This window comes from Achromobacter sp. 10T422 (genome assembly GCF_056394065.1).
On sequence record NZ_JBFTHD010000004.1, the window covers coordinates 399,743 to 412,811 of the forward strand.

Below are 13,069 nucleotides of genomic sequence, written 5' to 3' on the forward strand. Positions count from 1 at the left end.
GACATCACGCGATCAAATCAGGCGATGTGCGTCAAGCAATAAACGTCATGCGATCAGATGCAGCCGGCGCCGATGCGCCAGCCACGCCGACAGCTCGGCGGCGGGCATGGGCTTGGCGTATAGATAGCCCTGCTTGGCGTCCACGCCCAGGGTATCGAGGAACGTGGTTTCCTCAACCGTCTCAACCCCTTCGGCAATGACCTTCAATTCCAGCGTGCGCGCCACCGCCACGATGGCCCGCGCCAACGCTTGCGACACCGGATTTTCATTCACGCCGCGCACAAAGCTCGCGTCCAGCTTGATGGCGTCCAGCGGAATGCGCGCCAGCTGCGACAGCGACGAATACCCCGTGCCGAAGTCGTCCAGGTGCACGCGCGCGCCCAGTTGGCGGAATTGCTTGATCAGGTCGATGGCGGCGCCTTCGTCTTCGATCAGGCAGCTTTCCGTGAGCTCGATGTCGAGCATGCACGGGCCCATCCCCGCGTCGTTGATGGCGCGCATGAAGTCGCTGACCACGCCCTTGTCGTCCAGCTGCCGCGCCGACATGTTGATGGCGATACGGATGTTCAGGCCGTCGCGCTTCCATGCGGCCGCCTGCCTTGCGGCTTCGCGCATGACCCAAACGCCCAACGGCGAGATCAGCCCCGATTCTTCGGCATAGGGAATGAAGACACTGGGGCAGACCATGCCGCGCTCGGGCGAGCGCCAGCGCAGCAAGGCTTCCACGCTATCGACTTCGCCCGTGCGCCCTGCCAGCTTGGGCTGGTAGTACAGCATCAGGTGGTTTTCGGCCAAGGCCTTGCGCAGGTTGGTGTCCAGCCACACGTAGTCGGCGTTGCGGCGGTCCATCTCGGGCTGGAACACGCGGTAAGTGTGGCGCCCCGCTTCCTTGGCCACGTACATGGCGATGTCGGCGCTGCGCACCACGCTGTCCAGATCCGCGCCGTGGTCGGGGTACATGGCGATGCCGATCGAACAACTGGTGTAGACCTCGATCAGCCCCTGGCGGAACGGCTCGCGCAGGCGTTCGATGATGCGTTCGGCCGTGGCTTCCAGTTCCCAGGCTTGCGCTTTTTCCTGCAAGACGATGAACTCGTCGCCACCCAGCCGGGCCAGCGTCTGCCCTTCTGCCAGGCAAGTCGAAATGGCCACCGACACGGCTTTGAGCAGGCGGTCGCCAAAGCCGTGGCCGTAGTGGTCGTTGATGCGTTTGAAGTTGTCCAGGTCCAGGAACAACACGCCGCCGTGCCCGTCTTTGCCCACCGCCAGCGCCTCTTTCAACCGCGCCGTGATGGCGTGGCGATTGGGCAGATTGGTCAGCATGTCGGTGTTGGCCAGCACGCGCAGGCGTTCCTGCGCGGCGCGTTCTTCGGTGATGTCGGTGCCCGAGCAGATCAGGTAGACGCGCTTTTCGCCGCTGCCGCTGGTGACGAACTTATTGCGGAACAGGAACAGGCGCGGACCCTTGACCGTGTTGATCAGGCGTTCCACTTCATAGGACTGCCCGCGCTTGTAGAACTCGGCGATATTGCGGCGCGAGGCCATGGCCTCTTCGCGCGTCATGAACATCTCGAACACGCTGCGTCCGACGATGTCTTGTTCGCGCTTGCCGGTGTATTCCTCGCTGAGCTTGTTAAAGCGCTGCACACGGCCGTTCTGGTCCACGATGACGATCACCGAGTTGGCTTCGGACACCACGGTTTCGGCAAACGACAAGCCTTCGACCAGGTCCTTGGCAACCGATTCGGTATCGGAATGCGCCGATGCGGTGCCGGCCCATTCATTCGGATTGATCTTGCGGCCCACCAGATGGAGCCTGAGCAGATCGCCGTACAACGCAATATCGATGCGCACGCTGGACGTAATGCCCGTCAGCGCGCGGATGATGTCCGCCTGATCCGGGCGCAATCCCATCGCGACATTCGTTGCGCCCTTGATGGCAGCCAGTTCTATGGCATCGCTATCGGCCGCCAGCCTCCAATAAGGGCTATGCGTACCGAAATGCGTGTACAGGATCGACTTTTCGTCCTGATTCTCAGTCATCGTGGTATCCCCCCACTGTCCAAGGCCTGGACCGAAAAGTACATTACGGCCTAGTCCGAATGGGGTCAATACCCGCTTAAGGGGCGTCAAACGCTGTATTACGGATTATTGCATCGGCGTTGTGATGCGCCGCGTAATACTCTTGCCATTCCCGACCATTTAATGCGTCTGCGAACCGGCGTTTGAAGTGCTTGTTGCGTCAAGCATCTACGCAACGCACAAAAAATATCGCCAGAGATTCMTTGGGAAATCTCTGGCGTGTGGCGTAAATGGCGCAAATTTGCGAGGACTCGGGCGAATAATCAGCGCCCGGAGCCGTTTGCAGCGCGAGCAGGCGGTCAGTCGCCCTTCACGCCGGCTTCATCAATCACCTTCGTCCAGCGAGCCAGTTCTGCCGACACGCGGGCGCTGGCGTCGGCCGGCGTCGTCCACGTGGCGATGGCGCCCTGGTTCAACAGCGATGCCTGCACTTGCGGCTTGGCCAGAATCTTCTTCAGCTCGCCGTTCAGGCGGTCGATCACCGGCGCCGGGGTATTGGCGGGCGCGACGATGCCGAACATGGAGCTGACTTCGAAGTCCTTCAAACCGGCTTCGGCGGCAGTGGGCACATCCGGCAGCGCATCCACGCGTTGGGGCGAGGTCACCGCCAGCGCGCGCAGCTTGCCGGCCTTGATGTTGCCCTGTGCGGCAGGCACGGTTTCGATCATGCTGAGCACCTGGCCGCCCATCAGGTCGGTCATGGCCGGGCCGCTGCCCTTGTACGGCACGTGCAGGATGTCGACGCCTGCGGTGCGCTTGAACATTTCACCCGCCAGATGCTGCGGCGAACCGTTGCCGGCCGACGCCATCGTGATGTAGCCCGGCTTGGACTTGGCCAGCGCAATGAATTCCGACAGCGTCTTGGCCTGCACCGACGGGTTCACGACGAACACCAGCGGCACCGTGCCAACGATGGACACCGGCGCGAAGCTCTTTTCCACGTCATACGTCACGCGGCCACGGTACAGCGCGGCATTGATGGAGTGGCTGGTCAGCGCGCCCATCAGCAAGGTGTAGCCGTCCGGCTGCGCCTTGGCGACCTGGTCGGCGCCGATATTGCCCGCCGCGCCTGCGCGGTTTTCCACGATCACCGACTGGCCCAGCGCGCCCGTCAGCTCTTGCGCCAGTACGCGGCCGATCACGTCAGTGGCGCCCCCGGGCGGGTACGGCACGATCAGGCGGATGGGTTTGTCGGGGTAGGCATCGGCGGACATCGCCGGGGCGGACACACCGGCACAGATGGCCAGCAGGGAAAGCAGGACGGCACGGCGCGGCCGCAGACGCAGGTCTGACATAGGGGTCTCTCCAGCCGGGATGAGTATTGGAATAGGACGGACGCCCGGCTCGTCAACCGCGCCAGTGTAGGAGTGCAAACTTGATAGAAGAATCAGAATTTTTCTATCGACTGATCTGATAAATAGATCAATATATCGGGGCGCACAAACCGCTTGCGGTCGCTTTCAAAGGCTGGATATGATCTTGCACCTGGATTATCAATAATATTATCGGGACTGAAAATGACGGATGAGACCAAGGGCGACAAGCCCGCGATGGGCCCTTTTGACAGCGACAGCGCCACCGCCCACGGCGTCGCCCGCGGGCTGACGAACTACGGCGACAAGGGTTTCTCGCTGTTTTTGCGCAAGGCCTTCATCAAGGGCGCCGGCTTGTCCGACGACGCGCTGGCTCGTCCCATCATCGGTATCGTCAACACCGGCAGCAGCTACAACCCCTGCCACGGCAACGCGCCGCAACTGATCGAAGCGGTCAAGCGCGGCGTCATGCTGGCGGGCGGCCTGCCGATGGACTTCCCGACCATCTCGGTGCACGAGAGCTTCTCGCAGCCCACCAGCATGTACCTGCGCAACCTCATGTCCATGGACACCGAGGAAATGATTCGCGCGCAACCGATGGATGCGGTCGTGCTGATCGGCGGCTGTGACAAGACGGTGCCGGCGCAACTGATGGGCGCGGCCTCTGCTGGCGTGCCGGCCATTCAACTGGTTACCGGTTCGATGCTGACGGGCTCGCATCGCGGCGAACGCGTGGGCGCCTGCACCGACTGCCGCCGCTACTGGGGCCGTTACCGCGCCGACGAGATCGACGCGCCGGAAATCGCCGACGTCAACAATCAGCTGGTCGCCAGCGTGGGCACCTGTTCCGTGATGGGCACGGCCAGCACCATGGCCTGCATCACCGAAGCGCTGGGCATGATGGTGGCGGGCGGCGCTTCCGCCCCGGCCGTCACCGCCGACCGCGTGCGCGTGGCCGAACGCACCGGCGCCACAGCGGTTGCCATGGCCGCGTCGCGCCTGACGCCCGACCAGATCATCAACGGCAAGTCCATCGAAAACGCCTTGCGCGTGCTGCTGTCCATCGGCGGGTCCACCAACGGCATCGTCCACCTGACCGCCATCGCCGGCCGTCTGGGTATCGACATCGACCTGGCGGGCCTGGACCGCATCAGCCGCGAAACCCCCGTGCTGGTCGACCTGAAGCCGTCGGGCCAGCACTATATGGAAGACTTCCACGACGCCGGCGGCATGCTCGCGCTGCTGCGCGAACTGCGCCCCTACCTGCACCTGGACGTGATGACCGTGTCCGGCCGCACGCTGGGCGAAGAACTGGACGCCGCACCCGCCCCCTTCAAGCAGGACGTGATCCGCACGGCCGCGTCGCCGATCTACCCCGTGGGCGGCCTGGCCGTGCTGCGCGGCAACCTGGCCCCGGGCGGCGCCATCATCAAGCAATCGGCCGCCAACCCCAAGCTGATGGAACACGAAGGCCGCGCCGTGGTGTTCGAAGACGCCGAAGACATGGCGCGCCGCATCGATGACGACGCGCTGGACGTGACCGCCGACGACATCCTGGTGCTCAAGCGCATCGGCCCGACCGGTGCACCGGGTATGCCCGAAGCAGGCTACATGCCGATCCCCAAGAAGCTGGCGCGCGCGGGCGTGAAAGACATGGTGCGCATTTCCGACGGACGCATGAGCGGCACGGCGGCCGGCACCATCGTGCTGCACGTCACGCCCGAGTCCGCCATTGGCGGCCCGCTGGCTTACGTGCAAAATGGCGACCGCATCCGCCTGTCGGTGGCGCAACGTGAAATTGCCCTGCTGGTGGACGATGCCGAACTCGCGCGCCGCGCAGCGGAAAAGCCCATCACCCGCCCCACCGCCGACCGCGGCTACCGCAAGCTGTTCCTGCAAACCGTGACGCAAGCCGACCAGGGCGTTGATTTCGACTTCCTGCGCGCCGGCGTTACGCACGACACCGTGCCCAAGAAGTAAGCCCCACGCTGTCAACCCCCACGCCACAGGCCCCCGCAACCCAACCGCCGCCATGAACGCCATCACGCCCGACGCCCTGCAAGCAGAGGCCCCCGACGCCACGCAATCCGCGGTGGCCGCCCTGGAAGAAGACATCGTCTTCGGCCGGCTGCACCCGCGCGAACGCCTGACCGAGGACGAGCTGATGGCGCGCTTTTCCATGAAGCGCCATGCCGTGCGGCAAGTGCTGAGCGAGCTAGAACTCTTGGGCGTGGTCGAGAAAAAGCGCAACATCGGCGCCGTCGTGCGGACGTTCTCCGCGCGCGAAGTCATGGAGTTGTACGCGCTGCGCGAAGTGCTGGAAGTGCACGCCGCCAGCCAGATGCCGCTACCCGTGCCCGAAGCCCGGCTGGCGGCGCTGGTGGCGGTGCAGCGCGAACACGACGCCGCAGTCACCGACGGCGACGCGCGCCGCGTGTTCCGCAGCAACCAGCGCTTTCACCGCGAATTCTTCGGCCTGCTCGACAATGCCGTGCTGGGCCAGGCCATCGAAGAATACGCCCGCCGCACCCACCCGATCCGCTTCGGCACCCTGGTTGCCGCCGGCTACCGAGAACGCGCCAGACAAGAACACTGGGCCATGATCCAGGCGCTGCGCGACGGCGACCGAAATGCGCTGATGACCATCTGCCGGGACCATCTGCTGCCGTCGAGAGACGCGTATCTGGCGTCGGAGCAGATGCGGTTGCGGGCGTGATGTTCCGCGCCACAGTACAAAACCCATTCCCCTGACTTTCATAGTCGTCCTATAGCCCCTCTCTGAAATGTGGCCGACCATGTCGGCTCCGAATTTTGGGGGCCTATCGTGACCGGACAGCGCGACCTGCGCTTCAGCTTCAGCATCGTCGGCGGCATGGCGTTCGAGGTCGTCGAGTTCACGCTGGAGGAAGCGCTTTCCGAGCCTTTCATCCTGAATCTTGAGCTGGCCAGCGACGATTCCTCGATCGACTTCGGACTCGTCCTGGATCAGCCCGCGTTGCTGACGCTTAGTCATGGCGACACCGCCGTGCGGTACGTGCACGGCGTGGTGTCGCGCTTTGAACAAGGCACCACCGGCTTTCGCCGCACGCGCTACCGCGCCACCGTCGAACCCATGCTGGCCCGCGCCGGTTTGTGTTCCGACTGGCGCATCTTCCAGCAGTTGTCGGTGCCTGAAATTCTGCAAGCCGTGCTGAAAGCGCATGGGATCATCGACTACGAACAAACGATTACGAACGAGCATCTGGCGCGCGAGTATTGCGTTCAGGCCGGCGACACCGACTTGCATTTTCTGGAACGCCTGGCTCGCGAAGAAGGCTTCTTCTACGCCTTTCACCACCACGCCAAGGGCCACAGGCTGGTGCACAGCGACCGCCTTCAGATACACGGCCGCATTGATGGCGAACCCGTGCGCTACGTCCCGGCGCCGGGCGGCACGCAGCCAGAACCCGCGCTACGCAAGTTTTCGTATGCCGAGCAGGTACGCACCGCCCGGCAGACGCAACGCGACTACACCTATACCCATCCGCGCTACAGCCAGGAACACAGCCGCAACGGCGTCAACCTGGAACACCAAGATCGCCGCTACGAACGCTATGACTATCCCGGCCGCTACAAGCGCGACGAAGCGGGTAAGCCTTTTACCGAGAACCGGCTGCGCGGCCTGCGGCGGGATGCGCGCATTGCCCAGGTGGAAGGCGATGATCCTCGTCTGGTGCCCGGCCTGTCGTTCGAACTCGTTGGCCATCCCCGGCCAGACTTGAATCAAGGCTGGCGCCCGATCCGCATGCGCCACCACGGCATCCAACACACAAGCCAACAGGAAGACGGCGCCGACGCCCAGCAAGGCACCCGCTATAGCTACACCGCAGAACTTGTCTCCAAGCACACCGAATGGCGCGCCGCGCCGTTGGCCAAGCCCCGCATTGATGGCCCGCAGGTTGCGATCGTGACCGGTCCCGCAGGCGAGGAAATCTATTGCGACAGCTACGGCCGCGTCAAAGTGCAATTCCCCTGGGACCGCCTGGGAAATCACGACGAGCACAGCTCATGCTGGATACGGGTATCGCAAAACTGGGCTGGCGCCACCTGGGGGCACATGGCGATTCCCCGAGTGGGGCAGGAAGTCATCGTGAACTATCTGGACGGCGATGCAGACCAGCCGGTCATCACGGGCCGGACCCACATGGCGCTGCAATTGCCGCCCTATGAACTGCCCCGCCACAAAACGCGCATGACCATCAAGAGCCAGACCCATAAAGGCGACGGCTATAACGAGCTGCGCTTTGAAGACGAACGGGATCAGGAAGAAATCTATATCCATGCGCAGAAGGACCAAAACATCCACGTCAACCACGACGAGAGTACGTTTGTGGGTCATGACCGCCATGAAAAAGTAGAAAACGACGAGACAATTCTTGTTGGCCACAACCGCGACGAGACCGTGGGGCTTGATGAGCGGGTGGACATCGGCCAAGACCGCCGGCATCGCATCGGCCAGGATGACCTGCTGGAGATCGTGCGTGATCACACCATCATCACCGGCCGCGACCGCACAGAAGACGTCGGCAATAACCGGCGCGACAAGACGCACGCCAACCACTGGATCAACACCGGCGGCCACGTCGAACATCAGGTTCAAGGGCACCACCGCATCGAAGCCGGCCAAGCCATCGAACGCAAGACCACCACCTACCGGCTTCAAACCCGCGAGCGCATCGTGCTGCAAAGCCCCGGCGGCTCCATCACGCTGGACGATGGCGGCATCACGCTGGAGGGTGTGTCAATCAACCTCAAGGGGCCGCTCAGCCAGCAAAGCGGCGGGGCAGGCATCCCGCTGCACATCGACGGCTCGCCGAATCTTGATGAACCCGTTTGCCTGAGTTGCTGGCTCAAGGCAGCAAAAGAACGCTCGGCCTTGATGAAGATAAGCCCATGATTCCGCAACAGCTTCAACGCGCTCTGGAAGAAGACATCCATGCCGCCCCGCCCGGAAAAACCCGCTATCTGATGGTCTTGATCGATATGGCGCCGCTGTCGGAGGCCCAGCGTGCAAAGGTACATCGCGATATGGCCGGCCAATTGCACCCCTTGTTGCAGCATCCCGACTACCTGGCGTTGCAGCCATTGGGCGCGATGCTAGCCGGGCCGGACAACAGCAGTCACGCCGCGCTGGATCGCCTGTTGTCGGTGGCGGGCCTCTATGACGTCGATCTCGTCCAGGCCTGGATCACCAGCGTGCTCAGCCCCGCCGATCTGGCCACCCATTTGAACCACGCCAGCTTTGCGCAGGGCGACAACGGTGACCGGTACTTGTTGCGCTACTACGACCCATTGATTACACCCGTGCTGTATCGAAACGCCGATCGTGCCTGGGTCGCCAACGTCTTCGCGCCGGTCGTGTCATGGTGGTTTCTTGGCGCCGATGTGAAGCAACCGCAATGGCACTGCATTCCAGGCAGCGCCCACGCGCCATCCCTCCCCCCTGGCCCATTGGCGCTGACCGACACGCTTTGGAGCGCGCTGACGGGGGACCCGTTTCCTCACCGGCTGCTGCACGAGCTTGAACAGGCCTCGCCCGACGTCTTTTCCAGCCCGTGCCGGGGCGTTCGCCTGGCCCAAATCCGCGCGCATCTAGCGTCCGCCAAGCAGATTGGTCTTGCCCGCCACGAGGATCTGGTCGCCTTTGTACTGATGTCGCTATCGCGGTCAGCCGCCAGCCTGCAAACCGACCCCGTCTGGCAAACCGCGCTCCACCGTGCGGCCCGTGGAGAAGCGCCGTTGGCCGCAACCGCCCCGGCATCCGTAATCCGCGACAAGGCCGCCTCATGACAACGCCGACTCTAGCTTCCCTGTTGCCGCAGATCTTCCGTCTTGCCGATAAAACCCGCTGCGCAGACGACCCCAGCGCGGCTGTTACGTGCAAAACCGAGGTCGCTATCCTTCCTCTGCGCTACGCCGTCATCACCAACGACGGCAACGCCATGGACGTCCTCGCGCCCGCGCTGCCGCCTCAGCTGGGCGCGGCGTTCCCCCCGCTTGAAGGTGGCCAGGCGCGCTATGCGGTACGCACGATGCGCATGGGCTATCTGTACCTGTTCACGAAGCGGCTCGGCAAAGAGTGGTTCTGCGAAAGCGCCTACCGCAGCTATGACAGCGGCCTGCTGAAACGTGTCTTCCCTTACGCTCCACAGCACTTCCCGCCAGACAATCCGCTCCTGGATCAGCAGCCCAGCGTGCACACCCTGTACGGTTCCGGCGAAAGCGGTCCAGGCGGGTGGACGCTGCGCCTGAAAGCGCCTGAAGATATCGAAGAACTGCGCGCGCTGTTCACGCCCGACCTCTTGACGGATCGCATGCTGKACAAGATTTGCGGCTCCGGGTTCTTGCGCAACCAGCTACAGAAGTTCGATATCCGCCAACTGATGATGTCGTGCTCGCGCGCCCCCGACGTCCTTGATCCCAGCATCATCGACGAAACGCTGGCGGACGCCATCGCCCAGGATCACCCCGAGACCGCCCCCGGGCTGGCAGGTCATCTGTACTCGAGTCCCGAAAACCGGTACGCACGCCAGATTGTGTCTTCGGATTTGAAGGAAAGCTCGCGCCGCGCACGGGGCTTTGCCATCGTGCTGAACGACGCCATCGCCATCACGCAACAGCTCAACAGCTGGCGCAACGATGCCTACGAATCGGTGCAGCGCTATCTGGATGACAAGGACGCCACGGGCGTTAAAAACCAGCGCAACGTCCTGGTGGCCCAGGCCTTCACTGACGTCAAACAGCAGTTCGAATCGCGCTCGGCGGCGCTGGAAGCCCAGCACTATATCGATATCGAACGCGCAAGAGTCTACGACCCCGGCATGGCCGCCGGCCGCAACTGGGTCTTGAATGACGATGAGCGCGAACGCTGGGACAGCGAAGCGGAAAAATACCTCACGCAGTTCGAAGACGCCATGCGTGCAAAGGTACAGGCAAAGCTCGATAGCGGGGAGTACCGGCGCAGATTCGAGACCAAATACCTGGCTCCCGCGCAACCGGGGCAAGCCATCCGGGTGGCTGACATGAAAGTCGCGCTGGAAAAGTTCGACGCCGTGTCTGATGCCGCGGAAAGCTTGGGCCAGGCCCGCGCCCGCGATCACGAATCCTGGCTTACCAGTGAACAACTGCTGACCGCGTTGGATGTTTATGACGACGAAGACTTGCCCAGTGGCTGGAGATTCGCGGGGCAGACAGGGTTGTGCGTACTGGGTGCAGACGGGTGCAAGTCAACGGCTGACTTGATTGACGAATGGTGGACGGGCAATCCCACCGAACGCGCGAATCTGGCAATGCGGGGATTTGCGCTGAATCAGCGGGAAATTCAGGCGGAGTTGCAACGCACCCTAGACAAGGCGCAAGGCCAGACAGCGAGCCAAACACAGGCACCTATGCGCACGCCTGTGTTATCCAATAATCAAATTTACGAACAGGTCCAATCCGGCTTCGCCGCCGTGCAGCATCTTGCCGATCTGTTCGACAAAGCCAACGGCGTATTCGAGGAACTGTCGGCCGCAGGAGAAACCAATATGGCCGGCGGCGCGCTGGCCTGGTATTCCAGCCTGGGCCGCCAATCCTTGCGCTACGGTTCCACAGGCAAGGAATGGTTCTTCCACGGCGTCACGCGCAGCTGGCTCGCCGCCAGCATCAGCACACGCGCCACCAACTTACGCATGGACGAACTTGCCCTGCTCGGCAGAAGCACCGACCCCAAACAACTACGGGCGCAGATTGGCCGGAACACCCGTTTCGCTTTCGCCACGGAACTCGTCGACGCCCGCCGCAGCGATTTCTACAAGCTGCGCATAAGCAGTTGGCTGTTGTTCTTCGAAGCTGCGCTGATTGCGCTGAAGGTTCACGACCTGCCTGACAACGAACGCGGCGTGGGAGAACTGATCGCCCATGGTTTGCTTGCAGGCGCGGCAGGAACGGAGATTCTCGCGGCGGGTACGGAGCTGGTGCTGGGGCATTACAGCCAGACCAGCGCTACCGGTCAGGGAGCCACGATGTTCTTGGGGCAGTTGAAGCTGATTGGTGGGACGCTTGCGGCGGTGGGTGGGGTGGTGTTGATGAGGTATGACTGGGAGGATGCGGGTACTGCCATCGATGAAAGAAAGTCAATCCTAGCGACCGCATACTCCGTGCGTTTCGGTGCTGCTTTTGCAATGTTTGTCAGCCAATCTAGCATCGCATTCGCCGCCGCAGGTTCAATGCTAAAGATCTTGGCGGAGCGAGGCGGAAAATCTTACGCAGTGACCTCTATCATCCTCGCGGCAGCCAAGTTTTCCTCATTTCTCGGAGGACAAGCCATACAGGCCTTCATGCGCGGACTGCTCCTTCGCAGCACGCTGATTGGCATTGGCGCCACTGTGGCGATAGCCATCTTTGATGACGATGCTCTTGAAAAGTGGTGCAAGCGCTCAACCTATCGCGGACACGACTACCAAAAAAATACCCCTCACAAGGAAATGGAAAATGAGCTGGCCCAGCTGTACAGCGCCTTGCTGGAGGTCGTCTGATGTACCTCATGGAATGGCTGATGTGGCTCTCCGTCGTCAAATCCGATTCCTGGCTGCAAGAGCATGTCGACGAAGGCTCAAGCGAGCTCGCCAGCAAACCTGTGGGACCAGTCTACGAAGATCTGCTCGTTGCCGAATATGCGCGATTACGCGCCGCGAGGTTTGATCGCGCCCAATCGCGCGGCCCCGTCTACGCCTGCAACAACACCATCCTGGAAATGCGATGCGGCGGCATGGAAGAAAAGCGCGGTTTTATAACGATGATATCGGCCATTTTTTTCTTACCCTCCATTGCAGGCGTTGATCTGATGCATTCTCTTTTCTCGGCCTACGAATGGCGGACATGGGGAATCGCAGAGTCAATACTGCTGACAGTATTGCTGATCGGTACCCTTGGCGCTCCTTACATCTACTTCAAATACCTCTTCCGCTTCACCCGCCTAGAATCCTTCACCTCTCGCCACCTCCTCATCCGATTCAACCGCATCACCCGCCAGGTCTATCTCCATCGCCCGCCCAGCTGCGGCGGCATTGCGATATTGCCTTGGGATGACATCCATCACGATGAAGTCCCGGGTGTGAATCTCATCGTCGGTTGGTACCCGCCCTATTCCCCGCTGCCATTCCCCAACATGGTTTTTGTCGGCAAGAAAAGCGCTAGCGAAGCCGAGATGAAAGCCGAATGGGAGTACATCCGCCGCTACATGGACGAAGGCGGTTTGGACGCGGTTGACCCGCCGCGCATCAGTTCGCATCTGCCTTTACCCTGGCCCGCGTTCGCCGCGCAGTTCGAGGCGCTAGGCCCGTACTTGCGGCACAGCGGCCCGATTACCTGGTTCGGGATGCTGCTGATCTCGCCTGCGCTGGTGGTGTTGGGCCTGGCGCATTGGGCGTCACTGTTGCTGTGCTGGCGGCCCCGTTGGCCGAAGATCATTCAGGAAGCGGGACTGCCGGGCAAACCGATTCCGCCGCTGACGACCATCGACGACTATCCGCCGGAGGTTCGGGCGGCGCTGCTGGAGAACCTGCACCGCTGGGTCGTCAAGCCGGGTTCGCCGCCGCCGCGTCCCAAGCGATTCTCGCTAAAAGGACGCTGGCAGAATCGCGACCGTTGACCGC

General features: G+C 62.4%; 8 protein-coding genes. 6 read left to right on the forward strand and 2 right to left on the reverse strand.

The window, feature by feature from the left end:
• Nucleotides 1–45: 45 nt before the first annotated feature.
• Both pdeR and AC1DB0_RS12390 read right to left on the reverse strand, forming a co-directional pair.
• Complete coding sequence (gene pdeR / locus AC1DB0_RS12385; protein WP_054426255.1) at nucleotides 46–2,043, reverse strand: cyclic di-GMP phosphodiesterase; 1,998 nt, start codon at nucleotides 2,041–2,043, stop codon at nucleotides 46–48.
• Nucleotides 2,044–2,381: 338 nt separating this feature from the next.
• Nucleotides 2,382–3,377: a Bug family tripartite tricarboxylate transporter substrate binding protein gene (locus AC1DB0_RS12390; protein WP_054426258.1), complete on the reverse strand. Its 996-nt coding sequence runs from the start codon at nucleotides 3,375–3,377 to the stop codon at nucleotides 2,382–2,384.
• Between the two features lie 222 nt (nucleotides 3,378–3,599).
• On the opposite strand from AC1DB0_RS12390, the gene AC1DB0_RS12395 reads away from it, so the two are divergent.
• The 6 genes from AC1DB0_RS12395 (at nucleotide 3,600) to AC1DB0_RS12420 (ending at nucleotide 13,065) form a co-directional block, all read left to right on the forward strand.
• A complete protein-coding gene (locus tag AC1DB0_RS12395; protein WP_175169931.1) occupies nucleotides 3,600–5,375 on the forward strand; it encodes an IlvD/Edd family dehydratase in 1,776 nt (591 codons plus the stop codon).
• A gap of 52 nt (nucleotides 5,376–5,427) precedes the next feature.
• The gene (locus tag AC1DB0_RS12400) at nucleotides 5,428–6,111 is read left to right on the forward strand and encodes a GntR family transcriptional regulator (RefSeq protein ID WP_054426262.1); all 684 of its coding nucleotides are present in this window, start codon (nucleotides 5,428–5,430) and stop codon (nucleotides 6,109–6,111) included.
• Between the two features lie 108 nt (nucleotides 6,112–6,219).
• Nucleotides 6,220–8,331, forward strand: a complete 2,112-nt coding sequence (locus tag AC1DB0_RS12405; protein ID WP_476756969.1) for a type VI secretion system Vgr family protein — start codon at nucleotides 6,220–6,222, stop codon at nucleotides 8,329–8,331.
• A complete protein-coding gene (locus AC1DB0_RS12410) occupies nucleotides 8,328–9,224 on the forward strand; it encodes a DUF4123 domain-containing protein (RefSeq protein WP_454668646.1) in 897 nt (298 codons plus the stop codon). Before AC1DB0_RS12405 ends, AC1DB0_RS12410 begins: the two co-directional genes overlap by 4 nt.
• The gene (locus tag AC1DB0_RS12415) at nucleotides 9,221–11,950 is read left to right on the forward strand and encodes a T6SS effector BTH_I2691 family protein (protein WP_476758674.1); all 2,730 of its coding nucleotides are present in this window, start codon (nucleotides 9,221–9,223) and stop codon (nucleotides 11,948–11,950) included. The genes AC1DB0_RS12410 and AC1DB0_RS12415 overlap by 4 nt, the downstream gene beginning before the upstream one ends.
• Nucleotides 11,950–13,065: a hypothetical protein gene (locus tag AC1DB0_RS12420; RefSeq protein ID WP_476756971.1), complete on the forward strand. Its 1,116-nt coding sequence runs from the start codon at nucleotides 11,950–11,952 to the stop codon at nucleotides 13,063–13,065. Before AC1DB0_RS12415 ends, AC1DB0_RS12420 begins: the two co-directional genes overlap by 1 nt.
• The last annotated feature ends 4 nt before the right edge of the window (nucleotides 13,066–13,069 follow it).